23 protein-coding genes and 1 tRNA gene are annotated in these 23,990 nt (G+C 67.6%); 1 reads left to right on the forward strand and 23 read right to left on the reverse strand.

Going from position 1 to position 23,990, the window contains the following annotated elements:
- The 19 genes from FHW73_RS09755 to tpiA all read right to left on the reverse strand — a co-directional run bounded on the left by FHW73_RS09755 (window position 1) and on the right by tpiA (window position 18,390).
- Window positions 1-1,191, reverse strand: a complete 1,191-nt coding sequence (locus tag FHW73_RS09755; protein ID WP_183426493.1) for a hypothetical protein — start codon at window positions 1,189-1,191, stop codon at window positions 1-3.
- A gap of 65 nt (window positions 1,192-1,256) precedes the next feature.
- On the reverse strand, window positions 1,257-1,436 hold the full coding sequence (locus FHW73_RS09760; protein WP_183426494.1) for a hypothetical protein: 180 nt from the start codon (window positions 1,434-1,436) through the stop codon (window positions 1,257-1,259).
- A 314-nt stretch (window positions 1,437-1,750) separates the two neighbouring features.
- A complete protein-coding gene (gene nuoN / locus FHW73_RS09765) occupies window positions 1,751-3,214 on the reverse strand; it encodes an NADH-quinone oxidoreductase subunit NuoN (RefSeq protein WP_183426495.1) in 1,464 nt (487 codons plus the stop codon).
- Window positions 3,215-3,242: 28 nt separating this feature from the next.
- Complete coding sequence (locus FHW73_RS09770) at window positions 3,243-4,754, reverse strand: NADH-quinone oxidoreductase subunit M (protein ID WP_183426496.1); 1,512 nt, start codon at window positions 4,752-4,754, stop codon at window positions 3,243-3,245.
- 13 nt (window positions 4,755-4,767) lie between these two features.
- Window positions 4,768-6,906, reverse strand: a complete 2,139-nt coding sequence (nuoL, locus tag FHW73_RS09775; RefSeq protein ID WP_183426497.1) for an NADH-quinone oxidoreductase subunit L — start codon at window positions 6,904-6,906, stop codon at window positions 4,768-4,770.
- 7 nt (window positions 6,907-6,913) lie between these two features.
- Window positions 6,914-7,240 (reverse strand): NADH-quinone oxidoreductase subunit NuoK, encoded by a 327-nt coding sequence (gene nuoK / locus FHW73_RS09780; RefSeq protein ID WP_183426498.1) that lies wholly within the window; start codon window positions 7,238-7,240, stop codon window positions 6,914-6,916.
- Window positions 7,237-7,890, reverse strand: coding sequence for an NADH-quinone oxidoreductase subunit J (locus tag FHW73_RS09785; protein ID WP_183426499.1), 654 nt, complete (start codon window positions 7,888-7,890; stop codon window positions 7,237-7,239). Before FHW73_RS09785 ends, nuoK begins: the two co-directional genes overlap by 4 nt.
- A gap of 3 nt (window positions 7,891-7,893) precedes the next feature.
- Window positions 7,894-8,382, reverse strand: coding sequence for an NADH-quinone oxidoreductase subunit NuoI (gene nuoI / locus FHW73_RS09790; RefSeq protein ID WP_183426500.1), 489 nt, complete (start codon window positions 8,380-8,382; stop codon window positions 7,894-7,896).
- Complete coding sequence (nuoH, locus tag FHW73_RS09795; RefSeq protein WP_255492907.1) at window positions 8,382-9,458, reverse strand: NADH-quinone oxidoreductase subunit NuoH; 1,077 nt, start codon at window positions 9,456-9,458, stop codon at window positions 8,382-8,384. The genes nuoI and nuoH overlap by 1 nt, the downstream gene beginning before the upstream one ends.
- Window positions 9,459-9,523: 65 nt before the next feature.
- On the reverse strand, window positions 9,524-11,764 hold the full coding sequence (nuoG, locus tag FHW73_RS09800; RefSeq protein ID WP_183426501.1) for an NADH-quinone oxidoreductase subunit NuoG: 2,241 nt from the start codon (window positions 11,762-11,764) through the stop codon (window positions 9,524-9,526).
- Window positions 11,761-13,128 (reverse strand): NADH-quinone oxidoreductase subunit NuoF, encoded by a 1,368-nt coding sequence (gene nuoF / locus FHW73_RS09805; RefSeq protein ID WP_183426502.1) that lies wholly within the window; start codon window positions 13,126-13,128, stop codon window positions 11,761-11,763. The genes nuoG and nuoF overlap by 4 nt, the downstream gene beginning before the upstream one ends.
- A gap of 14 nt (window positions 13,129-13,142) precedes the next feature.
- Entirely contained in the window at window positions 13,143-13,670 is a 528-nt protein-coding gene (nuoE, locus tag FHW73_RS09810) for an NADH-quinone oxidoreductase subunit NuoE (protein ID WP_183426503.1), read from the reverse strand.
- Window positions 13,667-14,983 (reverse strand): NADH-quinone oxidoreductase subunit D, encoded by a 1,317-nt coding sequence (locus tag FHW73_RS09815; protein ID WP_183426504.1) that lies wholly within the window; start codon window positions 14,981-14,983, stop codon window positions 13,667-13,669. Before FHW73_RS09815 ends, nuoE begins: the two co-directional genes overlap by 4 nt.
- A complete protein-coding gene (locus tag FHW73_RS09820; RefSeq protein ID WP_183426505.1) occupies window positions 14,980-15,753 on the reverse strand; it encodes an NADH-quinone oxidoreductase subunit C in 774 nt (257 codons plus the stop codon). The genes FHW73_RS09815 and FHW73_RS09820 overlap by 4 nt, the downstream gene beginning before the upstream one ends.
- The gene (locus tag FHW73_RS09825; protein WP_183426506.1) at window positions 15,746-16,324 is read right to left on the reverse strand and encodes an NADH-quinone oxidoreductase subunit B; all 579 of its coding nucleotides are present in this window, start codon (window positions 16,322-16,324) and stop codon (window positions 15,746-15,748) included. The genes FHW73_RS09820 and FHW73_RS09825 overlap by 8 nt, the downstream gene beginning before the upstream one ends.
- The gene (locus FHW73_RS09830) at window positions 16,315-16,671 is read right to left on the reverse strand and encodes an NADH-quinone oxidoreductase subunit A (RefSeq protein WP_183426507.1); all 357 of its coding nucleotides are present in this window, start codon (window positions 16,669-16,671) and stop codon (window positions 16,315-16,317) included. Before FHW73_RS09830 ends, FHW73_RS09825 begins: the two co-directional genes overlap by 10 nt.
- A 343-nt stretch (window positions 16,672-17,014) precedes the next feature.
- Window positions 17,015-17,099, reverse strand: a tRNA-Leu gene (locus FHW73_RS09835).
- Between the two features lie 61 nt (window positions 17,100-17,160).
- Window positions 17,161-17,598 carry a preprotein translocase subunit SecG gene (gene secG, locus FHW73_RS09840; RefSeq protein WP_183426508.1) on the reverse strand — a complete coding sequence of 146 codons (438 nt, stop codon included), beginning with the start codon at window positions 17,596-17,598 and terminating at the stop codon, window positions 17,161-17,163.
- A gap of 39 nt (window positions 17,599-17,637) precedes the next feature.
- Window positions 17,638-18,390, reverse strand: coding sequence for a triose-phosphate isomerase (tpiA, locus tag FHW73_RS09845; RefSeq protein ID WP_183426509.1), 753 nt, complete (start codon window positions 18,388-18,390; stop codon window positions 17,638-17,640).
- Window positions 18,391-18,576: 186 nt separating this feature from the next.
- Between tpiA and FHW73_RS09850 the strand changes: the two genes are divergently transcribed.
- Window positions 18,577-19,290 (forward strand): DUF481 domain-containing protein, encoded by a 714-nt coding sequence (locus tag FHW73_RS09850; protein ID WP_183426510.1) that lies wholly within the window; start codon window positions 18,577-18,579, stop codon window positions 19,288-19,290.
- A 624-nt stretch (window positions 19,291-19,914) separates the two neighbouring features.
- Here the strand turns inward: FHW73_RS09850 and FHW73_RS09855 are convergent.
- The 4 genes from FHW73_RS09855 to trpA form a co-directional block, all read right to left on the reverse strand.
- On the reverse strand, window positions 19,915-20,853 hold the full coding sequence (locus tag FHW73_RS09855) for an isopenicillin N synthase family oxygenase (RefSeq protein WP_183426511.1): 939 nt from the start codon (window positions 20,851-20,853) through the stop codon (window positions 19,915-19,917).
- Between the two features lie 17 nt (window positions 20,854-20,870).
- A complete protein-coding gene (gene glmM, locus FHW73_RS09860; protein WP_183426512.1) occupies window positions 20,871-22,220 on the reverse strand; it encodes a phosphoglucosamine mutase in 1,350 nt (449 codons plus the stop codon).
- Window positions 22,217-23,098 (reverse strand): acetyl-CoA carboxylase, carboxyltransferase subunit beta, encoded by an 882-nt coding sequence (gene accD / locus FHW73_RS09865; RefSeq protein ID WP_183426513.1) that lies wholly within the window; start codon window positions 23,096-23,098, stop codon window positions 22,217-22,219. The genes glmM and accD overlap by 4 nt, the downstream gene beginning before the upstream one ends.
- A 79-nt stretch (window positions 23,099-23,177) precedes the next feature.
- On the reverse strand, window positions 23,178-23,984 hold the full coding sequence (trpA, locus tag FHW73_RS09870) for a tryptophan synthase subunit alpha (RefSeq protein ID WP_183426514.1): 807 nt from the start codon (window positions 23,982-23,984) through the stop codon (window positions 23,178-23,180).
- Window positions 23,985-23,990 lie beyond the last annotated feature (6 nt).

Consider the following 23,990-nt stretch of genomic DNA (forward strand, 5'->3'; position numbering starts at 1 on the left):
TCAGGCCCCTCCGGCACGGTCGGCGGCAGTCCACTCGACCCCGCGCGCTGCGCACAACTGCGCCAGGGCGTCCCGCAACACCGGCTCCGATCCGCACAACGCGGCGACGGTCGACGATCCGCCCCGCATCAGCGCCTCGCGCAGCCTGCGGCTGCCGGGCGTCGCCTCGACGGCCAGCGTGTGACCGTTGATCGCCCACAGCCGCATCCCCTCGCCTGCCGGAAGTTCGAGAATGCGGGTCCCGGGCGCGCTGCGGATACGGTCGTCGGGGGCAAGGTCCGGCAGCTCGGCGCAGCCAGGCACCGGCTCCAACGCGCAGGCGCTGGCGCGGGCGATCCACTGCACGCGCTGGGCGAGTTCGGCATTCGGCCCGGCGGCGAAGTCGCCGAGCGCCTCGACATCGCGGGCGAGCGCATCGGGCAGCACGATCGCGCCGTCGGCCGCACATGCGGGCGTCGCCGGGAGATACGGCACCAGGCCCTCGGGATAGCGCTCGGGTTGCACCAGCGAGGCGAACAGTGCGATCAGCTCGCGCGTGGAGGCCGTCCGCTGCACGGGGATGTCCAGGCGCAACGCGACACCCCCAACGTCCTCGGCCACCTCCACGGCCTCGCCGGGCGGTCTGTACAGCAGTTGGCCGGGCGCGACGCGCTGCGTATCGCCACCGGCGCTTTGGGTCACGGCGACCTGCCCGAGCAATGGCAGCAGCAGCGTGGCGGCCCTGCGGTCATTGGTACTGCGCCGGAAGCGTCCCAGCAGCAGGTGCGAGGCCACCGGCCGCACTGGGCAGCCCAGCCGTTCGCACCAACCAGAAAGAAAACCGCGGACATCCCGCCATGTCGCCGGATCGACGACCAGGGGCGATTCGATGTCCAGCCATGCCGGCGCGTCTGGACACTCGGTTGCGAGGCGACGCAGATACGCGCCAGCCGATGCGTTGCGCGCGTCGGGCAGCAGCGCACCCGGCGCGCGGATCTCGGTATCCCCGGCGAAGAAGCGCAGGGCCGGCACCGAGAAGAAGCGGATACCCGCGCGCGAGGGCCGGCAGATGGCGATCGCCAGGCGATACGCTGATGCGATCGGCCACAGCGGCGGCGCCGGCAGGCAGACCGCACGGCCTGCACGGTGGCAGGCCGCGAGGCGGTCCCAATCGAAAGCGCCGGCATGCGCCGGCGCCGTTGCCATGTCCATGGCCGATGCCATCCGCAACACGAAGGCCGCACCCGCCGGCATCGCCGGCCGGTGCGGCACTGCGCTCAGACGCAGTAGATCGTGCGCGAGCAGGTCGCCTGCGGGGCGATCCCGGCGGTGTCGAGGGCGGTGCCCTTCGGCGTCTGCTTCTGCATCTGCCCGATCAGCCGATCGAGGTTGGACCTCGCATCGCCGGCCGTGTTGCGACGGGTCCCCTGATCCTTGCTTGCCTTGACCTTGTCCATGATCGTCTCCTTGCTGGTTGGGTGACGTCCCGGTGCAGCCCGGCGGTGACCGGACGATCCGGCGAGCCGCGCGCCGCACCGGCCCGCCGTCGTCGACGGGCGGGTTCCGGGGTAACACGCCCGCGCGGCGCCATGCAAATGAATACGCCAGCGCCGTGCTCGACCCATGACCGAGGTCACATCCTCATGCGCGCGTGCCCAATGCCGGCGCTCGGCCGTATCGATATCGAACGGATCCCGCAAACGACACCGGCCGGGTCGAAGACCCGGCCGGTATTGAAGACATCGATGGTCCGCGGACGCGGCCTTTGCGGTCAGGCGAACGCCTGCTGGCACCAGGCCATCAGCGGGCTCCAGAACAGGCCCAGCCCGAGCAGCGCCAGCGCATTGACCGCGAACACGATGCGCAGCAATTGGCCCGGGCGCTGCGCGACCGGCGCGGCGTTGGGCGCGTCGAAGTACATGACCTTGATCACGCGCAGGTAGTAGAACGCGCCGATGACCGCGAACACGATGCCGACGATCGCCAGCCACAGCAGGTCGCCTTCCAGCGCGCCCTGCAGCACCACCAGCTTGGCCCAGAAGCCGAGGAACGGCGGCACGCCGGCCAGCGAGGCCATGATGCACAGCACCAGGCCGGCCATCCACGGGCTGCGCTGGTTCAGACCCTTGTAGTCCTCGATCCGCTCGGCCTCGAAGCCGGCGCGCGAGAGCATGACGATCGCGCCGAACGAGGCCACCGACATGATCGCGTAGCTGATCGCGTAGAACATCGCCGCCGCATGTCCGGTCTCGCCGCCGCCGGCCAGGCCGAGGAACAGGAAGCCGACATGCGAGATCGTCGAGTAGGCGAGCATGCGCTTGAGGTTGGTCTGCGCGATCGCGAACAGGTTGCCGACCGCCAGCGACAGCGCCGCGAGCAGCGCCAGCAGCAGCTGCGACTGGTCGTGCACCTGGCCCAGCGCGGTGTCGAGCAGGCGCCAGGCCATGCCGAACGCGGCCAGCTTGGGCACCGAGCTGATGAACGCGACGATCGGGGTCGGCGCGCCGTGGTAGGTGTCGGGCAGCCACATGTGGAACGGCGCGGCACCGAACTTGAACGCGATGCCCACCAGCACGAACACCATGCCGGTCAGCAGCAGCACGCGCCCCTCGCCCACCAGCCCACCGACCGCCTGGTCGATACCGGGCAGCGACAGCGTACCGGTCGCGCCGTAGATCAGCGACATGCCGAACAGCAACATGCCCGAGGCCAGCGCGCCGAGGACGAAGTACTTCATCGCCGCTTCCGACGACAGCGGGTTGTCGCGGTCGCAGGCCACCAGCGCATACGAGCACAGCGCCAGCAGTTCCAGGCCGACGTAGACCATCGTCATGTTGTTGGCCGAGACCAGCAGCATCATGCCGGCGCTGGTGAACAGGAACAGCACCGGGATCTCGCCCTGGTACAGGCCCCGCTCGCGCAGGTACGGCCATGCGTAGCCCAGCGCGATCGCGCCAACGATCAGACCGGCGACCTTCAGCACGTCCGCGCCGGCGTCGCGCACAAACATGTCGGCCAGGATCGTGCCGTGGCCGCCGATACCGGCGGCGATCAGCGCGGCGGCGCCGAGCATCGTGGCCACCGCCAGCGCATGGGTGACGATGCGGCGGCGCGGGTCGAGGAACAGGTCGAGCATCAGCAGCGCGAACGCGCCCAGGATCACGACGAGCTCAGGCACGATCGGGCCGAGCTCGGCCAACGTGCGGACGGGGGGCGTCATCGGAGCGGAAATCATCGCGGCACGGCTCTCATTGAATATGGACTCACAGCTTGCTGGCGGCGATCACGTTCGCCAGTTGCGCGATGGACGGCTCCATCAGGTCGGTCAGCGGCTTGGGGTAGACACCGATCAGCAGCGTGCCCGCGGCGAACACGCCCAGCACCAGCGCCTCGCGGCCGTTGATGTCCTTGAGCGCGGCGACGTGCGCATTGGCGACCTCGCCGTAGAGCACGCGCTTGACCAGCCACAGGGTGTACGCGGCGCCGATGATCAGCGTCATCGCGGCGAAGAAGCCGATCAGCGGGTGGTTCTGGAACGCGGCCAGGATCACCATGAACTCGCCGACGAAACCCGACGTGCCCGGCAGGCCGGAGTTGGCCATCGCGAACAGCACGTAGAAGGCCGCGAACCAGGGCATCACATTGGCCACGCCGCCGTAGTCCTTGATCATGCGCGTGTGCATGCGGTCGTACAGGATGCCGATGCACGAGAACATCGCACCCGACACGAAGCCGTGCGAGACCATCTGCACCATCGCGCCCTGCAAGCCCAGGCGGGCCGCATCGCCGGCGTCGACGTCGCGCACCAGCGCAAACGCGATGAACACGCCCAGGGTCACGAAGCCCATGTGCGAGACCGACGAGTACGCGACCAGCTTCTTCATGTCCTGCTGGACCAGCGCCACCAGGCCGACGTAGACCACCGCGATCAGCGACAGCGCGATCACCAGCCACGCCCACTCGTGGCCGGCGTCCGGGGTGATCGGCAGGTTGAAGCGCAGGAAGCCGTAGCCGCCGATCTTGAGCATGATCGCCGCCAGGATCACCGAGCCGCCGGTCGGCGCCTCGACGTGCGCATCGGGCAGCCAGGTGTGCACCGGGAACATCGGCACCTTGACCGCGAACGCGGCGAGGAACGCGAAGAACAGCCAGGTCTGCTCGGTCGCCGACAGCCGCACCGCGTACAGGTCGGGCAACTGCCAGCTGCCGGCCTGCAGGTACAGGTAGATCAACCCGACCAGCATGAACACCGAGCCGAGGAACGTGTAGAGGAAGAACTTGACCGAGGCGTAGACGCGCCGCGGACCGCCCCACACGCCGATGATGATGAACATCGGGATCAGCATCGCCTCGAAGAACACGTAGAACAGCATCGCGTCCACGGCGCAGAACACGCCGATCATCATGCCCTCGAGGATCAGCATCGCGGCGTAGTACTGGTGCACGCGCTTGCTCACCGAGGTCCACGCGCCGATCAGCACCAGCGCGGTGGTCAGCGTGGTCAGGATGATCAGCGCCACCGAGATGCCGTCCGCGCCCAGGTGGTACTCGATGCCCAGCGACGGGATCCACTCGCGGCGCTCGAGGAACTGCATCCCCGCATTCGCGTAATCGAAGCCGGTGAACAGCGGCAGGCTGAGCACGAACACCGCCACGGCGACCGCGAGCGACACCCAGCGCACGGCATCGGCGCGGCGATCGCCCAATGCGAGCACGCAGGCGCCGCCGAGGATCGGCAGCCAGATCAATAGACTGAGAAGAGGCCAGTTCGACACGTGGGTATTTCCGTCAGCGCCAGTACTTGATGAGGACGGCCAGGAGCACGATCAGGCCGACAATCATCGCGAATGCGTAGTGGTAGAGAGCGCCGGACTGCAGCCGGCGGACGAGGCCCGAGACCAGGTCGACGACGCGCGCCGAGCCGTTCACGAACAGGCCGTCGATGACCTTGGTGTCGAACACGCGCGAGAGCTTGCCCAGCGCGACGCCGCCACCGGCGAAGCCACCGATCCACAGGTCGTCGGCGAAGTACTTGCGCTCGAGCACCCGGATCGGCAGCGCGAACACGCGCGCGGCCTTGGCCGGCAGCTCGGGCTTCCACCAGTACATCACCGTGGCGAGCACGAAGCCGGCCACGACCAGCCAGAACGCCGGGGCAACGAAGCCATGCAGCGCGAACCCGACCGGGCCGTGCCAGAGCTCTTCCTTCAGCGTCGCCAGCACGTCGTTGGACGCGAGCACGTGGATCACGCCGTCGAAGAACCCGTTGCGCGCATGGTGGCCGCTCCAGTCGGTGCCGAAGAGCATCGGCCCGGCGGTGAAGTAGCCGATCAGGATCGACGGGATCGCCAGCAGGATCAGCGGCAGCGTGACCACCCACGGCGACTCGTGCGGTTCATGCGCGCCATGACCGTGGTGACCATGGTCGTCGTGCGCGTGGGCGACCGCGTGGCCGTGCCCGTCATCGTCCAGCGGCTCGTGGTGCGTTTCCTGGCCGTGCGCATCGTGTGCAGCATGCGCGTCGGAGGCGTGCGCCTCGCGGAAGCGCTCCTTGCCGAAGTACGTCATGTACAGCAGGCGGAAGCTGTAGAACGAGGTCACGAACGCGCCCAGCAGCACCGACCAGTACGCGTACTGGTACACCCAGCCGCCGTCGCCAGCGTGCTTGGCCGCCTCGATGATCGTGTCCTTGGAGTAGAAGCCGCTGAAGAACGGCGTGCCCACCAGGGCCAGCGTACCGATGACGCTGGTCCAGAACGTGATCGGCATGTACTTGCGCAGGCCGCCCATCTTGCGCATGTCCTGCTCGTGGTGCATGCCGATGATCACCGAGCCGGCGGCCAGGAACAGCAGCGCCTTGAAGAACGCGTGCGTCATCAGGTGGAACACGGCGGCCGAGTACGCCGACACGCCCAGTGCGACCGTCATGTAACCCAGCTGCGACAGCGTGGAGTACGCGACGACCCGCTTGATGTCGTTCTGCACGATGCCGATCAGGCCGGTGAAGAACGCCGTGGTCGCACCGATGAACAGGATGAACTGCAGCGCGGTCTCCGACAGCTCGAACAGCGGCGACATGCGCGCCACCATGAAGATGCCGGCGGTGACCATCGTCGCGGCGTGGATCAGCGCCGAAATCGGGGTCGGACCTTCCATCGAGTCGGGCAGCCACACGTGCAGCGGGACCTGGGCAGACTTGCCCATCGCGCCGATGAACAGGCAGATGCAGACCAGCGTCGCCACCGACCACTCGAAGCCGCTGATGATCTCGACCGTCTGGCCGCCGCCGATCGTGGTGTCGGCGGCCGCGAACACGGTCGCGTAGTCGAGGCTGCCGAACCAGTACAGCACACCGGCGATGCCGAGCAGGAAGCCGAAGTCGCCCACGCGGTTGACCAGGAACGCCTTCATGTTGGCGAACACCGCGCTGGGCTTCTTGAACCAGAAGCCGATCAGCAGATACGACACCAGGCCCACCGCTTCCCAGCCGAAGAACAGCTGCAGGAAGTTGTTGCCCATCACCAGCATCAGCATCGAGAAGGTGAACAGCGAGATGTAGCTGAAGAACCGCTGGTAGCCCGGGTCTTCGGCCATGTAACCGATGGTGTACAGGTGCACGAGCAGCGACACGAAGGTCACCACCACCATCATCATCGCCGTCAGGTTATCGACCAGGAAGCCGACGTGCGCCGAGTAGTTGCCGACCTCGAAGAACGTGTAGACGTTCTCGTTGAACGGCGCGGCGCCCTGCAGCAGCTGCCACAGCGTGTAGATCGACAGTGCGCAGCTGACCGCAACGCCGGCGATCGTCGCCACATGCGCACCGGCGCGCCCGACCTGGCGTCCGAACAGGCCGGCAATGATCGAGCCCAGCAGCGGGGCCAGGACGATCGCGACCAGGATGCCCTTTGAAATGGTGTACTCCATGCCCGGCTCAGCCCTTCAGCGTGTCGAGTTCGGCGACGTTGATCGTGCGCCGGTTGCGGAACAGCGTGACCAGGATCGCCAGGCCGATCGCGGCCTCGGCCGCGGCCACGGTCAGGATGAAGAACACGAAGATCTGACCTGCGGCATCGCCGTACTCGCGCGAGAACGCGACGAAGTTGACGTTGACCGCGAGCAGCATCAGCTCGATCGACATCAGCAGGATGATCACGTTCTTCCGGTTGAGGAAGATGCCCGCCACCGAGATGCAGAACAGCACCGCGCCCAGCGACAGGTAATGGCCCAGCGACAGGCCGGTTCCGAACAGCTCGGTCATTTCGCTTCTCCCTCGGTCGGCAGGTCGCCGGCATCGGCCGGGGCCTCGACCACCGGACGCACTGCGTCCATCTTCACCACGCGCATGCGGTCCTTGGCCCGCACCCGCGCCTGCTCACCCGGGTTCTGGTGCTTGGCGCCAGGACGGCGGCGGAGCGTCAGCGTCACCGCGGCGATCACCGCGACGGTGAGGATCACCGCGGCGACCTCGAACGGCAGCAGGAAGTCGGTGAACAGCCGGCGGGCCAGCCACACCGTGTTCGAGACCCCGGCCGCGTCGACCGCATCGACCGCGAACGGCGTCATGCGACTGCGCACGCCGATCAAGGCGAGGATCTCGAGCAGCATCACCACCGCCACGATCAAGCCGACCGGCAGGTAGCGCACGTAGCCTTCCCGCAGCGGCGCGACATCGATGTCGAGCATCATCACCACGAACAGGAACAGCACCATCACCGCGCCGACGTAGACCAGCACCAGGGCGATGCCGAGGAACTCGGCGCCGACCAGCAGCCAGGTGCAGGCGGTGGAGAAGAACGTCAGCACCAGGAACAGCGCCGCGTGCACCGGGTTGCGGGCACTGATCACCGCAACCGCGGACATCACGGTCGTCGCGGCGAAGACGAGGAAGAAGATCAGGGCGAGGTCCATGGCTTACCTGTACGCAGAGTCGGCGGCGCGGCGTTCGGCGATCTCGGATTCGAGACGGTCACCAATGGCCAGCAGCTGCGGCTTGGTCACGATGTTCTCGCCGCGGTTCTCGAAGTGGTACTCGTGGATATGCGTCTCGACGATCGAATCCACCGGGCACGATTCCTCGCAGAACCCGCAGTAGATGCACTTGAACAGGTCGATGTCGTAGCGCGTGGTGCGGCGGGTGCCGTCGGCGCGCTGCTCCGAATCGATCGTGATCGCCAGTGCCGGGCACACCGCCTCGCACAGCTTGCACGCGATGCAGCGCTCCTCGCCGTTGGGATAGCGGCGCAGCGCATGCAGCCCGCGGAAGCGCGGCGACTGCGGCGCCTTCTCCATCGGGTACATCAGCGTGTACTTGTCCCGGAACAGATATCGGAACGTCAGTGCCATGCCGCCGAGCAACTCGAGCAGCAGCAGGCTCCTGAACCATGCAACGAACTTGCCCATCACTGCCCTGCCTCGAATACGCCGAAGTACGCCATCAACGCGGTGACCACGATCCAGCCGATGCTGATCGGGATGAACACCTTCCAGCCCAGCCGCATGATCTGGTCATAGCGGTAGCGCGGGAACGACGCACGGAACCAGATGAAACAGCTGGCGAAGAAGAACACCTTCGCAAACAGCCACCACCAGCCGTCGACCGCCAGCCACTCGAGCACCGGCACGCCATCGAACCAGCCCTGGAACGGCGACAGCCAGCCACCGAGGAAGAACGTCGAGGTCAGGAAGCTGATCAGGATCATGTTCGCGTACTCGGCCAGGAAGAACAGCGCGAACGCCGACCCCGAGTACTCGACCATGTGACCGGCGACGATCTCCGACTCGCCTTCGACGACGTCGAACGGCGAGCGGTTCGTTTCGGCCACACCGGACACGAAATAGATCACGAACAGCGGCAGCATCGGCAACCAGAACCAGTCGAACAGCCCCTTGCCGCCGGACTGCGCCATGACGATCTCGCTGAGATTCAGGCTGCCGGCACCGACCATCACGCCGACCAGGGCGAAGCCCATCGCGATCTCGTAGCTGATCATCTGCGCCGAGGCGCGCATCGCACCCAGGAACGCGTACTTGGAGTTCGACGCCCAGCCAGCCAGGATGATCCCGTAGATGCCCAGGCTGGTCATCGCCAGCAGGTACAGCAGGCCCGCGTTCGCGTTCGACAGCACCAACTGCGCGTCGAACGGCACCACCGCCCAGGCCGCGAATGCCGGCGCGAGGGTGATCAGCGGCGCCAGCACGTACAGCACGCGCTGCGCGTTGGTCGGCTGGATGACTTCCTTGAACAGCAGTTTGAAGACGTCGGCGAAGGCCTGGAAGATGCCCATGCCGACATACATCGGTCCATGGCGCACGTGCATCCAGCCGATCAGCTTGCGCTCCCAGACCACGTAGAACGCCACGGCGATGATCACCGGCATCGCGATCACGAGGATCTTGAGCACGATCCACAACACCACGCCGAGGCCGCCCAGCGACAGCAGCGCGTCGTGCAGCGGCGCGGTGAGATCGCCGAGCAACGATGCGGTGTTCGTCACGCCGGCTTGCGAAACGCCGCCTTGCAAAAGGCTTGCTGTAGGCATGCTCATGCCGCCACCACCTTGACCTTGCCGGCCACCAGCGCCGCAGTGGCGCCGTAGCCCGATTCGACCCATGCCGCGCCGGGGGCGACGCGGTCGTCGACGACGACCTGCAGCGTGCCGGTGCCCACCGCGTTGCTGACCTTGGCCATGCCGCCATCGGCCACGCCGTGCGCCGAGGCGTCATCGGGATGCAGCGCGATGCGCGGGCCCAGGGTCAGCGGATGGGACTGCAGCGCCGCGGCGCGACGGGTCAGCGCATCGACCCGGTAGATCGCCTGGGTCACCGCCAGTTCGAGCCCGTCGCCGTCGACCGCCGGGGCCGCAGAGGCCGCAGAGGCCGCGACCGTCACGGTCCGCGGCTGCAGACCCGCACGCAGGCCGCCCAGATCGGTGAACTCGAAGCCAGGCACCGCCAGCTCGCCACCGAGCGCACGCAGCACCCGCCAGCCCGCCCGGGCATCGCCCGGCAGCTTGCCGGCTGCGGTCGCATGCTGCGCGCGTCCGTCGAGGTTGGTCAGCGTGGCATCGATCTCGGCGAGCGCGCCGATCGGCAGGATCACATCGGCGACGCTGCGCGTGGATTCGCAGGCGAACTGGCTGAACGCCACGACCTGGGCCGCGCCCAGTGCCTGCATCGCCTGCGCCGGATCGGCGAAGTCCAGGCCCGGCTCGATGCCGTAGATCACATAGGCGCCACGACGCTGCGCGAGCATCGCGTTGGCATCGCGCGTGGTCGGAAGCACGCCGGCATGCGTCAGGCCGACCGCATTCGCACCCTGCGGGACCCGGCACAGCGCGGCCCCGGTCGACTGCGCCAGCGCGGCCGCGGCCTTGCGGATGTCGGCGGCATGCGCGCTGGTTTCCGCCTGCGCACCGACGATGATCGCGGCATGCTTGGCATCGCGCAGCGCGTCGGCCAGCTCGGCGACCTGCAGCGTCTCGGCGATGCGCGACGGCGCCACGATGGCCTTGTCGGCGATGTCGAAGGTGAACTCGAAATCGACCGGATTGACGACGTAGACCTTCGCGCCGCGCTTCCACGCCTGGCGCACGCGGTGGTGCAGCAGCGGCACTTCATGGCGCAGGTTGGACCCGACGATCAGCACCGCATCGGCCTTGTCGAGCTCGGCGACGGGCATCGCGAAGGCTTGCGCGACGGCGCCATCGGACAGGTCACGCTGGGCGATACGATGGTCGAGGTTGCCCGAGCCCAGGGCGTCGGCCAGACGTGCCAGCAGCGCGCCCTCCTCGTTCGACGTGGCCGGGTGCACCAGCACGCCGAGTTCGTCGGCCGGGTTGTCGCGCAGGATCCGGGCCGCGCGCGTGAGCGCCTCGTCCCAGGTCGCCTCGCGCCACTGACCGCCGTCCTTGATCTGCGGATGCAGCGCGCGGTCCTCGGCCGCCAGGCCCTGATGCGAATAGCGGTCGCGGTCCGACAGCCAGCACTCGTTGACCGCCTCGTTGTCGCGCGGGACCGCGCGCATCACTTCGCCGCGGCGCAGGTGCAGGAACAGATTGCTGCCCAGCGCGTCATGGCCGCCGAGCGACTCGCGCGCGATCAGCTCCCACGGCCGCGCGCGGAAGCGGAAGACCTTGTTGGTCAGCGCGCCGACCGGACACACATCGATGACGTTGCCCGACAGTTCGGTCGTCAACGGCTTGCCGTCGTAGGTGCCGATCTGCAGGTTCTCGCCGCGCTGCATGCCACCCAGTTCGTAGGTCCCTGCGATCTCGGCGGTGAAGCGGATGCAGCGCGTGCACTGGATGCAGCGCGTCATTTCGGTGGCGACCAGCGGACCGAGGTCCTCGTCGGGCACCACGCGCTTGCGCTCGGCAAAGCGGCTGACCGAGCGGCCGTAGCCCAGCGACAGGTCCTGCAGCTCGCACTCGCCGCCCTGATCGCAGATCGGGCAATCGAGCGGATGGTTGATCAGCAGGAATTCCATCACGTTGCGCTGCGACTTGAGCGCCTTCTCGCTGCGCGTGACGACCTTCATGCCATCCATCACCGGCGTGGCGCAGGCCGGCGCGGGTTTGGGCATCTTCTCGACTTCGACCAGGCACATGCGGCAGTTCGCCGCGATCGCCAGCTTGTCGTGGTAGCAGAAGCGCGGGATCGCGATACCGGCCTTGTCGGCGGCCTGGATGATCATCGAGCCCTTGGGCGCGGCCAACTCGACGCCGTCGATGAAGACGGTGACGTGGTCGGGCGGCAGGTTCGGATTCACAGGTTGCGCGCTCATGCGGCCACCGCCTTCGACACCACGGTGCCGTTGCGCTGATCGTCGACCAGGAAACGCCGGTTGACGATCGCGTACTCGAACTCGTCCCAGAAGTGGCGCAGGAAGCCCTGCACCGGCCACGCGGCGGCCTCGCCGAACGCGCAGATGGTGTGTCCCTCGATCTGGCCGGCAGCCGCCCGCAGCATCTGCAGGTCGTCGACGGTCGCCTTGTGTTCGGCGATACGGGTGAGCATGCGGTACATCCAGCCGGTGCCCTCGCGGCAGGGCGTGCACTGGCCGCAGGACTCCTTGAAATAGAAACGGGCGATGCGCTGGCACGCGCGCACCATGCAGGTGGTCTCGTCCATCACGATGACCGCGCCCGACCCCAGGCCGGAGCCGGCCTTCTGGATCGCGTCATAGTCCATCGTCAGGCCCATCATCGTCTCGCCCGGCAGCACCGGCATCGACGAACCGCCCGGGATCACCGCCTTGATGCGGTGCCCGTTGCGCATGCCGCCGCACAGATCGAGCAGTTCGGAGAACGGCGTGCCCAGGCGGATCTCATGGTTGCCCGGACGCGCGACGTGGCCGGAGACCGAGAAGATCTTGCAGCCGCCATTGTTGGGCTTGCCCAGATTCAGGAACCACTCCGGGCCGTTGCGCACGATCGCCGGCACCGAGGCGTAGGTCTCGGTGTTGTTGATCGTGGTCGGCTTGCCGTACAGGCCGAAGTTCGCCGGGAACGGCGGCTTGAAGCGCGGCTGGCCCTTCTTGCCTTCGAGCGACTCCATCAGCGCGGTTTCCTCGCCGCAGATGTAGGCGCCCGCGCCCAGCGCGTTGTAGATGTCGATGTCGATGCCCGAGCCGAGCACGTTCTTGCCCAGCCAGCCGTTGGCATAGGCCTCGGCGGTGGCTTCTTCCAGATGCTCGAACGGCTCGTGATGGAACTCGCCGCGCAGGTAGTTGTAGGCCACGCTCGACCCGGTCGCGTAGCAGGCGATCGCCATGCCCTCGATGACCGCATGCGGGTTGTAGCGCAGGATGTCACGGTCCTTGGCGGTGCCGGGCTCCGACTCGTCGGAGTTGCAGAGGATGTACTTCTGCATCTCGCCCTTGGGCATGAAGCTCCACTTCAGACCGGTCGGGAAGCCCGCGCCGCCACGACCGCGCAGGCCCGACTGCTTGACCATCTCGATGACGTCGGCCGGCGGGATCTTCTCTTCGAGGATCTTGCGCAGCGCGCTGTAACCACCCGTCTTGAGGTAGTTCTCGTAGCTCCACGGCTTGTCGAAATGCAGCGTGGTGTAAACCGCCTGGTGTTCCTTGGGCGCAGGCCCGACGGGCCCGTAGCCTTCGGAAGACTTGGGATGGAGATGTGCCATGTCCGCGCGTTGCCCTACTTCAGACCATCGAGCAGCTCGTCGACCTTCTCGGGCGAGAGCTTCTCGTGGTAGTGACCGTTGATGACCACGACCGGCGCGCCGCAGCACGCGGCGACGCATTCTTCCTCGCGCTTGAGAAAGACGCGGCCGTCGGCCGTGGACTCGCCCAGCTTGCAGCCGAGTTTCTTCTCGGCGTGCGCGACCAGATCCTCGGCGCCGTTGAGCCAGCAGCTGATGTTGGTGCAGAAGGCGACGTTGTTGCGGCCGACCTTCTCGGTTTCGAACATCGAGTAGAACGTCGCGACCTCGTACGCCCACACCGGCGGCAGGTCCAGGTACTTGGCCACGCCGGCGATGAGCTCGTCGGTGAGATAACCGCCGTTCTGCTCCTGCGCAGCGAACAGGCCCTGCAGCACCGCCGAACGCTTGCGGTCAGGCGGGAACTTGGTCAACCAGTGGTCGATGTGCGCGCGGGTGTCCTCGCTGAGCACGACCATCGGGTCGACGTTGCGGGCGTTCTCGAAATTTCCGGTCGCCTTCATCGGTCGACTTCTCCGAACACGATGTCGTAGGTGCCGATCATCGCGACGACGTCCGAGAGCATGTGGCCCTTGGTGATCGCGTCCATCGACGAGAGATGCGCAAAGCCGGGCGCGCGCAGATGCACGCGGAACGGCTTGTTCGCGCCGTCGGAGACCAGGTAGCAACCGAACTCGCCCTTGGGCGCCTCGACCGCACTGTAGGTCTCGCCCGCGGGCACGCAATAGCCCTCGGTGAACAGCTTGAAGTGGTGGATCAGCGCTTCCATGTCGTCCTTCATCTCCGCGCGGGAGGGGGGCGACACCTTGTAGTTGTCGAGCATGACCGGGCCGGGGTTGGCCTTCAGCCACGCCACGCACTGGGCGATGATCCGTGCCGACTGGCGCATCTCGAAGACGCGGACCAGGTACCGGTCGTAGCAGTCGCCGTTGACGCCGACCGCGATATCGAAATCGACATCGGCATAGCGCGCATACGGCTGGGTCTTGCGCAGATCCCATTCGATACCCGAACCGCGCAGCATCGGGCCGGTCATGCCCCAGGCCATCGCCTGCTCGGGCGGGATGACGCCGATGCCGACCGTGCGCTGCTTCCAGATGCGGTTGTCGGTGAGCAGGGTCTCGTACTCGTCGACGCGGCTGGGGAAGTCCTTGGCGAACGCCTCCAGGTAGTCGAGCATCGAGCCCTCGCGCCAGGCATTGAAGCGCTTGAGCTTCTCGCCCTTGCGCCAGCGCGATTCCTTGTACTGCGGCATGCGCTCGGGCAGGTCGCGGTAGACACCGCCAGGCCGGTAGTAGGCGGCATGCATGCGCGCGCCCGAGACCGCCTCGTAGACGTCCATCAGCTCTTCGCGCTCGCGGAACGCATAGAGCATCACTGCCATCGCGCCCAGGTCGAGCGCGTTGGAGCCGATCCACATCAGGTGGTTGAGGATCCGCGTGACCTCGTCGAACAGCGTGCGGATCCACTGCGCGCGCTCGGGCGCCTCGACGCCCATCAGCGTCTCGATGGCGCGCACGTAGGCGTGCTCGTTGCACATCATCGACACGTAGTCGAGACGGTCCATGTAGCCGATCGACTGGTTGAACGGCTTGGACTCGGCCAGCTTCTCGGTCCCGCGATGCAGCAGGCCGATATGCGGATCGGCGCGCATCACCGTCTCGCCGTCCATTTCCAGGATCAGGCGCAGCACGCCATGCGCGGCCGGATGCTGCGGACCGAAATTGAACGTGTAGTTGCGGATCTCCTGCTTGAGGACATCCGCGCTCGGCGTGGTGTTCGCCTGGTGCAGGGAAGTAGTCGGCACGGCACTCATTTGGCGTCCTCCGCGCGGCGGGCCATCTGCTCACCGCTGGCGGTCGCATAGCGGGCATCGTCGCGGATCACGCGCGGCACGCCGACGCGCGGCTCGACCGAGGTCACCGGCTCGTAGACCACGCGTTTGCGTTCGGCGTCGTAACGCACTTCGACGTTGCCGATCAACGGGAAATCCTTGCGGAACGGATGGCCGACGAAGCCGTAATCGGTGAGGATCCGGCGCAGGTCGGGATGGCCTTCGAAGATCACGCCAAACAGATCGAACGCCTCACGCTCGAACCAGTCGGCGACCGGCCACAGCCCGGTCAGCGAGGACACGACCGGCAGATCGTCGCTGGGCGCAAAGCAGCGCACCGTCAGGCGGCGGTTGTGACGGATCGACAACAGCTGCGCGACCACGACGAAGCGGCGCTGCGGCACCGGGATCTCGGCGGTCGCATCGGGCTGGCCGACCTGGCGGCTCGGGGCTTCACCGAAGCGGAAGCGACCCGGACCACGGCCTTCGACGCCGCGGCTGAAGCCCTCGGAGGACACTTCGGTGTCCCACTCGTCGCTGCCGTAGCCCAGGTAGTCGACGCCACACAGATCGATCAGCGACTCGAAGCCGAACTCGTCGCGCAACGCGCGGCAAGTGTCGAGCCAGTCGCCGGCGGTGGTGATCGTCACCTCACCGCGCGGCAGCGCGACGCCCACCTCGGCGTCCGCAAAGCGGGTGCGCAGGCGCGCGGCGAATGCGCTCGCCGTTTCCCGAACAGGTTGGTCACGCATCGCGCAGCCCCGTCTTCTCGTCGCCGAAATTGGTGGCGCGGCGGATCTTCTTCTGCAGCTGCAGGATGCCGTAGACCAGCGCCTCGGCCGTCGGCGGACAGCCCGGCACGTAGACATCGACGGGCACGATGCGGTCGCAGCCGCGCACCACGGAATACGAATAGTGGTAGTAACCGCCGCCATTGGCGCAGCTGCCCATCGAGATGACCCACTTCGGATCGGGCATCTGGTCATAGACCTTGCGCAGCGCCGGGGCCATCTTGTTGACCAGGGTGCCGGCGACGATCATCACGTCGGACTGGCGCGGGCTGGGACGGAACACCACGCCATAGCGGTCCAGGTCCAGACGCGCCGCGCCGGCGTGCATCATTTCCACCGCGCAGCAGGCCAGGCCGAAGGTCATCGGCCACATCGAGCCGGTCCGCGCCCAGTTGAGCAGCGCGTCGGAACTGGTCGTGACGAAACCGCGCTCGAGCAGCGGGTTTTCGCCTTCGGGGCGCAGGATGTCGTCGACCCGGCCTTCCGGCAGCGGGTTGTTCATCAGGCGCGCAACGGTCTGGCTCACTCCCATTCCAGCGCTCCCTTCTTCCACACGTAGATGAAGCCGAGCAGCAGCATGCCGGCGAAGATGCCCATCTCGATCAGGCCGAGCATGCCGAGTTCGCGGAACACGGTCGCCCAGGGCACGATGAAGATGATTTCCAGGTCGAAGACGATGAACTGGATCGCGATCAGGTAGTAGCGCACATCGAACTGCATGCGCGCGTCCTCGAATGCCTCGAATCCGCACTCGTAGGGCGACAGCTTCTCCAGCGACGGGCGCTTGGGCCCGAGCAGGTTGCCAACGACCAGCAAGGCGATGCCGATCCCCGTGGCAACGATCAGGAACAGCAGGGTCGGCAGATATTCGGCCAGCACTGGATTGTTCTCTCGGCTACAGCCGCAGGTTCGCGGCCTTGGCTCGACGTCGTGACGTCGCACTCACGAGGCGCCTGGGCGCCTCACGCATATCGGGGACCGCCGCCTTGGCGACGCCTCCACCGATCCCCCTAATTGTACCGTTTTCAGAACTGACGAGTAAACGATTACCCCGGGCGGACACGCGATTTCGCGGCCTGCAAGGAGGCGCCCAGGCGCCGACCGGACGCATGCGGCAAGAACGCGTCTCAACCGCACCGAACCGCACGCTTGAAACGAAAAACCCCCGCTTCCGCGGGGGCTCTTCGTCGGCGCGGCACCGTGTGCCGACGTCCGTATTTTCTGGTGCCCAAGGGGGGACTCGAACCCCCACGACCTAAGCCGCTACCACCTCAAGGTAGTGCGTCTACCAATTCCGCCACCTGGGCAAACCTGAAACCGCCCGAGCGCGTTACCGCAGCACTCGGTAGCCGCGCATTGTAGCGCGAATTATTCCGTCTGGGGAGCCTGCGGCGCAGGTTCCTGCGCCGGTGCCGACGGCACAGTCGCGGCATCGGCCGGCGTCTGCAGGACCGCGCCCGAGGCTGCCGGTGCTGCGGGCACGGCGGCGTCGCCCTGCGGCACTGCCGGCACGGCGGGTGCCTGCTGCTGCGCCCCCATCACGCCCAGATCCATGTCCAGCGCATTGGGGTTGGCGCGATGCATCGCGTACCAGGCCATGAACAGGGTGATCGAGAAGAACGAGATCGCCAGCCACTTGGTGGCCTTGGACAGGAAGTTCGACGAGCCGCGCGCGCCGAAGACCGTGGCCGAGGCGCCGCCGCCGAAGCCCGAACCGGCCGACGCACCGGCGCCGCGCTGCATCAGAACCAGGATGATCATCGCGATCGCGATGATGACGAACAGGAGGTTGAAGACGAACAGCATTGCGTGGGCGCTCGCAGAACGTGTGGTACGAGGGGCCGCTCAGCGCGCGGCTGCAGCGACGATGGCCAGGAAATCGGCGGCCGACAGCGAGGCTCCGCCGATCAGCCCGCCGTCGACATCCGGCTGCGCGAACAGCTCGGCCGCGTTGGCGGGCTTGACGCTGCCGCCATACAGGATCGGCAACGAATCGGCGATCTTAGCATCCCGTGCCGCGATTTCGCTACGGATGAAGGCGTGGACGGCCTGGGCCTGGTCCGGAGACGCGGTCCGGCCGGTGCCGATCGCCCAGACCGGCTCATAGGCGACGACCGCGTCGGCGAAGGCGGCCGCGCTGACCAGGTCGAGCACCGGGCGCAACTGGGCGGCAATGGCGTCCTCGGTGAGGCCGGCGTCGCGGTGCTGCAGCGACTCGCCAACGCACAGGATCGGCCGCAGCCCGGCATTGACCGCTGCCAGGAACTTGCGCGCCACATGCTCGCTGCTCTCGTGGTGGTATTGCCGACGCTCGGAATGGCCGACCAGCCCGAAGCGCGCGCCGACATCGACGAGCATCGTGGCCGACACCTCGCCGGTATAGGCGCCCTCTTGGTTGCTGCTGACATCCTGGGCACCGAAGGCAAGGCCCTGGGCACCCGCGAAGGCTTCGGCCAGGTCGCCCAGATAAGGCAGCGGCGGCAGGACCACCACCTCGACACCGGGCGCCGGCGTCGCGGCGATCCGCGATACCAGCGCATTGGCGAATTCACGGCTGCCATGCAGCTTCCAGTTGCCGGCGACGATGCGTGGACGCATTGGCCATCCTCATGAATGCGGAACGGGGATTCTAGGCGCTGCACCCCAACGGGGCATAGCTGGAGAATCGCGCGGGCCTTCAAAGGCCGGTCTTCACATCGCAGAATAGCCGCAGCCGGCCTTCGCCGGCTTTTTGTTGCGCGGCCTGTTTCGCGTGATGTCCACGATGACCGGAGTCCCCCACCCATGCGTTCTTTCCCTGCCCTCACCGCCCTCGCCTGCGCGCTCGCGCTGGCCCCCACGCTCGCCCTGGCCGCCGATGGCTGGACCGGTACCGGCGAGCTCGGCGTGGCCATCTCCAAAGGCAACACCGACAGCGAAACGATCGTCGGCAAGCTCGCGCTCGCCCGCGAGACCGAACTCTGGAAGCATGCGGTGAATGCGTCGTTCCTGTACGGCACCGCCGACGAGGTCGAGAACGCGCGCCGCTACGAGCTGTTCGGCTCGACCGGCTACCAACTCGGCGAGCGGCACTACGTGTTCGGCTCGGCGCGCAACGAGCGCGACCATTTCAGCACCAACGAGTATCAGACCACGGTGGCCGGCGGCTACGGCTTCGAAGCCTTCATGGACGAGCGCACCAAGCTGGTGTTCGAGATCGGCCCCGGTTACCGCTGGGCCAAGGCGCAGGACGTGCGCGTGCACAACAACGAGGCGATCGTCCGCGGCTTCATGGACTTCAGCCTTCAGCTCAACGACAACACCCGCCTCTACGACACCCTGTTGATCGAATCGGGCAGCGACAACACCTTCGCCCGCAACGAGCTCGGCGTGCAGGTGAAGATGACCGATGCCCTCGCCCTGAAGGCTGGCTTCGAGGTTCGCCACAACACCGAAGTGACCGACGACCGCCAGCGCACCGACCGCCTGACGACGGTGAACGTGGTGTACGGGTTCTGAGAGCCGGTGGTGCGTGAATAGGTGATCCAAAAGGGGCGCAGGAACTGCTCCTTTCCTAAGGGCGGGAACACGAGCTCCCATTCGGACGGGCAGCAGCCTGCCGGCCGGAAGCCGCTCCCCCCTCGGTCAAGGCATCCTGCCTTGACTCGGGCGCGCGCCCGCTCCGCTTTGCGGATCGGCCCAGCCCGGCGCAGTGCGCCGGGCGTTCGCCCGCTCGCGCGGCATGCCGCGCAAGCCGAGCGGGCTTACCCATGGCGCGCTCGACGCGGCCACCGGCCGCCAGTCCGCTGCCGCGGGCGCAGGCAACCCGACCTCGGATGGCACAGCACTCTGACCCCGGTTCTTGCGAGCACATGAGCAGAGCGCGCTCCCCTCATGGCCCGCGCCTGACTCAGGACAAGGGTGAGCACGATGACGTGCGCGGCACTGACGTGCATCCATGCGAACGCCACGCGTGCTTCGCGTGGCCGGACCGCGGAGCGGCCTTGACCGAGGGAAGAGCGGCTTCCGCCTGGCAGGCCGCTGCCCATCCGAAGTGGACTGTCATCCCCGCAGTTGAGAAGCACCAAAAGAAACGGCGCCCAAGGGCGCCGTCTCGATCAGCCATCACAAGACGCGATCCTGTTACTTCAGCTTGATCTCGCGCAGTCGTTCCTCGAGATAGCCCTGGGCGGTGATCGGCTCGGGATAGCGGCTCGGGTTGTCGACAGTGACCGTTGAGGGCAGCACGTCGATCAGGAAGTCCGGATTGGGGTGCAGGAAGAACGGCACCGAATAGCGCGGCTGACGCGCCGCTTCGCCCGGCGGATTGGTCACCCGATGGGTCGTCGACGGATACACGTGATTGGTCAGGCGCTGCAGCATGTCGCCGATGTTGACCACGATCGTGTCGGCGTCCGAGGTGAACGGCACCCACTCGCCGTCATGCGAACGCACTTCCAGCCCGGCGGCGCTGGCGCCGACCAGCAGCGTGATCAGGTTGATGTCCTCATGCGCGCCGGCGCGCACGTTGGGGATGTCATCGGCAGTGATCGGCGGATAGTGGATCGGGCGCAGGATCGAGTTGCCACTGTCGGTCTTGTCGGCGAACCAGTGCTCGGGCAAGCCGATGTGCAGGGCGAGCGCCGAGAGGACCCGCGCGCCCAGCGCATCGAGCGCCTGGTACAGCCCATAGCCGTGCTCGCGGAAGCCCGGCACCTCGGACGGCCACAGGTTCGGCGGCATCACGTCGCGGTACTTCGAGTCGTCCGCGATCTCGCGGCCGATGTGCCAGAACTCCTTGAGGTCAAAGTGCTGGGCTCCCTTGGCAGTCTCGACGCCGAACGCGGTGTAGCCGCGCGCCCCGCCGCCGCCGGGGACGTGATACTGCAGCTTGGTGGCCTCGGGCAGCGCGAAGAACGCCTTGAAGACGTCGTAGGCCGCATCGATCTGCGCCTGCGGGATACCGTGGCCCTTGATGCCCGCAAAGCCCCACTGCCGGTAGGCAGCGCCGAGCTCGGCGACGAAGGCGTCCCGGTCCGTGTCGAAGCGTCGAATGTCGAGCGTCGGAATGCGGGCGGTCATGAAAAGTCCTCCAAAAGTCAGGCAGCGGCCGCGCGCACGGCGTCGGCCAGTCGATCAAGCGTGGTTTGCATCAGGGCGGCATCGTCGGCCTCGACGGTCACGCGCACGACCGGCTCGGTGCCCGACGGCCGCAGGAAGGCGCGACCGCGGCCCTCGACCGCTGCCTGCGCCTGCGCCAGTGCGGCCTGCACCGACGGCGCCTGGGCCGGCTTGGCATCGCCCGCGTAGCGGACGTTGACAGTGCGCTGCGGCACCTTCGCCAGGCCGTGCAGCGCCTGCTGCAGCGACACGCCGCGGCGGCGCAGCACTTCGAGCACCTGCAGCGCACTGATGATGCCATCGCCGGTGCTGGCGCGGTCCAGGCACAGCAGGTGACCGGAGGTCTCGCCGCCGAGTACGCCGTCGTGTTCGATCAGTGCCTGATGCACATAGCGATCGCCGACCTTGGCGCGCATGAAGCCGATGCCGGCCTCGGCGAAGGCGCGCTCCAGGCCATAGTTGCTCATCAGCGTGCCGACGACCGGGCCCTGCAGGCGCCCCTGCTGCTGCCAGTCGCGGGCGAGCACGTACAGCAGATCGTCGCCGTCGCGCACAGTGCCGTTGCTGTCGACGAACAGCACGCGGTCGCCGTCGCCGTCGAAGGCGATGCCGAGGTTCGCGCCGCTGTGGCTGACGCGTCCGGCCAGGCCTTCGGGATGGGTCGAGCCGACGCCGTCGTTGATATTGACGCCATTGGGCTCGGCGCCGATCACCTCGACCTGGGCGCCCAGCTCGCGCAGCACGATCGGCCCGACCTGGTAGGTCGCGCCATTGGCGCAGTCGACGACGATGCGCATGCCGTCAAGGTCGAAGCCGCGCGGCACCGAGGCCTTGCAGGCCTCGACATAACGGCCGACCGCGTCGCGCGTGCGCACTGCCTTGCCCAGCCGCTCCGACGGCACGGTGCGGAACGGCTGGTCGAGTGCGGCCTCGATCGCCAGTTCGGTGGCGTCGTCGAGCTTCTCGCCCTGCGCACTGAAGAACTTGATGCCGTTGTCGTGATGCGGGTTGTGGGAGGCGGAGATCACGATGCCGCCGTCGGCGCCGAGCGAGCGCGTGAGGTGCGCGACCGCAGGCGTGGGCATCGGCCCCATCAGCTGCACGTCGACGCCGGCCGCAACCAGGCCGGCCTCGAGCGCGGCCTCGAACATGTAGTTGGAGATCCGCGTGTCCTTGCCGATCACCACCTGCGGGCGCCGCCAGTCAGCGCCGCGTGCGCGCAGCGAATGGCCGTAGGCGTTGCCCAGGCGCAGCACGAAATCGGCCGAGATCGAGCCCTCGCCGACCCGGCCACGAATGCCGTCGGTGCCGAAGTACCTGCGGCTCACGCGGCGGCCTCGGAAGGCGCGTCCTGCCGGCTCAGCAGCGCCAGCAGGCGCGCGATGCGCGGACGCAGTTCGCGGCGGTCGCAGATCTGGTCGATCGCGCCGTGCTCGAGCAGGAACTCGCTGCGCTGGAAGCCTTCGGGCAGGGTCTCGCGCACGGTCTGCTCGATCACGCGCGGGCCGGCGAAGCCGATCAGTGCCTCGGGCTCGGCCATGTTGATGTCGCCGAGCATCGCGAACGACGCCGACGCACCGCCGAAGGTCGGGTTGGTCAGCACCGAGATGTACGGCAGGCCCGCCTCGCGCAGGCGGCCGAGCGCGGCCGAGGTCTTGGCCATCTGCATCAGCGAGAACATGCTCTCCTGCATGCGCATGCCACCGCTGGCGGCGAAGCTGACGAACGGGGCACCGATGGCCAGCGCCTGCTCGGCGGCGCGCGCGAACTTCTCGCCGCCGACCGAGCCCATCGAACCGCCCATGTAGGCGAAGTCCATCGCGCTGGCGACGATCGGGCGCTGCATCAACGTGCCCTGCATCGCGACCAGGGTGTCGCGCTCGCCGGTCGAGCGCTGCGCGGCCTTGATGCGGTCCGAATACTTCTTCTGGTCCTTGAACTTCAGGATGTCGGTCGGGCCGAGGTCGGCCGCGATCTCCTGCACGCTGCCCGGGTCCAGGAACGCCTTCAGGCGCGCACGCGCGCGGATCGGACGGTGGAACCCGCACTTGGGGCAGACCTCGAGGTTCTCTTCGAGTTCGGGGCCGTAGAGCACGGCGCTGCAGCGCTCGCACTTCTCCCACAGGCCCTCGGGGACGCTGCGCTTGCGGACCGCGGCGGCATCGGTGCGGATGCGCGGCGGCATGATCTTCTGCAACCAGGACATGGCTCGTGTACTCCCGCCGGCCCGTACGGGGCCGCGAAGCGCGGAAGTGTAACCGACGGCCGGCGCTGGGCCGCGCCGTTCAGGCAGCGTCGAGCGCGGCCCGCAGCGGCGCCAGGAACGCCCCGGCGCGGCGCGCAGCCTCGCCCGGATCGGCGGCATCGGCGATCTCGGCGACCAGGGCGCTGCCCACGACCACGCCATCGGCGTCGGCCGCCATCGACGCGGCACCGGCGGCGTCGCGGATGCCGAAGCCGGCGACGACCGGCGCGCGGCTGGCCTGTCGCAGCGTGCGCAATCGGGCCGAGGCCTGCGTCGGGTCGAGCCGGTCGGAGGCACCGGTGACCCCGGCGAAGCTGACGTAGTACAGGTAGCCCTGCGCCTGCGCGCACAAGGTCTCGATGCGGGCGGCATCGGTCGTCGGCGACGCCAGCAGGATCAGGGCCAGGCCCTGGACATCGAATGCGGCGCGGTACTCGCCGGCCTCCTCGGGCGGCAGGTCCACCAGCAGCACGCCATCGACGCCGGCCTCGCGCGCCTGCACGGCGAAGGCTGCCGGGCCGCGGATATCGACCGGGTTGAGATAGCCCATCAGCACGACCGGGGTCGTGGCATCCGTCGCCCGGAACGCACGCACCGCATCGAGCACCCAGGTCATGCCGGCGCCGCGTGCGAGCGCACGTTCGGAACTGCGCTGGATCGTCGGGCCGTCGGCCATCGGGTCGGAGAACGGCACGCCGAGCTCGAGAATGTCCGCGCCCGCGTCGACCAGCGCATGCATCACCGGCACCGTCGCATCCAGCGACGGATCGCCGGCAGTGACGAACGGAATCAACGCCTTGCGGCCACTGGCGCGCAGCGCGGCAAAGCGGACGTCGATCCTGGACATCGCAGA

Source organism: Luteimonas sp. RC10 (genome assembly GCF_014192745.1).
Taxonomy (GTDB): Bacteria; Pseudomonadota; Gammaproteobacteria; order Xanthomonadales; family Xanthomonadaceae; genus Luteimonas.

Excerpts from the sequence above, each read along its gene's own strand:
- FHW73_RS09755 (WP_183426493.1), bottom strand. The coding sequence starts at position 1,191 with ATGGACATGGCAACGGCGCCGGCGCATGCCGGCGCTTTCGATTGGGAC.
- FHW73_RS09760 (WP_183426494.1), bottom strand. The coding sequence starts at position 1,436 with ATGGACAAGGTCAAGGCAAGCAAGGATCAGGGGACCCGTCGCAACACG.
- nuoN (WP_183426495.1), bottom strand. The coding sequence starts at position 3,214 with ATGATTTCCGCTCCGATGACGCCCCCCGTCCGCACGTTGGCCGAGCTC.
- nuoL (WP_183426497.1), bottom strand. The coding sequence starts at position 6,906 with ATGGAGTACACCATTTCAAAGGGCATCCTGGTCGCGATCGTCCTGGCC.
- nuoK (WP_183426498.1), bottom strand. The coding sequence starts at position 7,240 with ATGACCGAGCTGTTCGGAACCGGCCTGTCGCTGGGCCATTACCTGTCG.
- FHW73_RS09785 (WP_183426499.1), bottom strand. The coding sequence starts at position 7,890 with ATGGACCTCGCCCTGATCTTCTTCCTCGTCTTCGCCGCGACGACCGTG.
- nuoI (WP_183426500.1), bottom strand. The coding sequence starts at position 8,382 with ATGGGCAAGTTCGTTGCATGGTTCAGGAGCCTGCTGCTGCTCGAGTTG.
- nuoG (WP_183426501.1), bottom strand. The coding sequence starts at position 11,764 with ATGAGCGCGCAACCTGTGAATCCGAACCTGCCGCCCGACCACGTCACC.
- nuoF (WP_183426502.1), bottom strand. The coding sequence starts at position 13,128 with ATGGCACATCTCCATCCCAAGTCTTCCGAAGGCTACGGGCCCGTCGGG.
- nuoE (WP_183426503.1), bottom strand. The coding sequence starts at position 13,670 with ATGAAGGCGACCGGAAATTTCGAGAACGCCCGCAACGTCGACCCGATG.
- FHW73_RS09815 (WP_183426504.1), bottom strand. The coding sequence starts at position 14,983 with ATGAGTGCCGTGCCGACTACTTCCCTGCACCAGGCGAACACCACGCCG.
- FHW73_RS09820 (WP_183426505.1), bottom strand. The coding sequence starts at position 15,753 with ATGCGTGACCAACCTGTTCGGGAAACGGCGAGCGCATTCGCCGCGCGC.
- FHW73_RS09825 (WP_183426506.1), bottom strand. The coding sequence starts at position 16,324 with ATGGGAGTGAGCCAGACCGTTGCGCGCCTGATGAACAACCCGCTGCCG.
- secG (WP_183426508.1), bottom strand. The coding sequence starts at position 17,598 with ATGCTGTTCGTCTTCAACCTCCTGTTCGTCATCATCGCGATCGCGATG.
- tpiA (WP_183426509.1), bottom strand. The coding sequence starts at position 18,390 with ATGCGTCCACGCATCGTCGCCGGCAACTGGAAGCTGCATGGCAGCCGT.
- FHW73_RS09850 (WP_183426510.1), top strand. The coding sequence starts at position 18,577 with ATGCGTTCTTTCCCTGCCCTCACCGCCCTCGCCTGCGCGCTCGCGCTG.
- FHW73_RS09855 (WP_183426511.1), bottom strand. The coding sequence starts at position 20,853 with ATGACCGCCCGCATTCCGACGCTCGACATTCGACGCTTCGACACGGAC.
- accD (WP_183426513.1), bottom strand. The coding sequence starts at position 23,098 with ATGTCCTGGTTGCAGAAGATCATGCCGCCGCGCATCCGCACCGATGCC.
- trpA (WP_183426514.1), bottom strand. The coding sequence starts at position 23,984 with ATGTCCAGGATCGACGTCCGCTTTGCCGCGCTGCGCGCCAGTGGCCGC.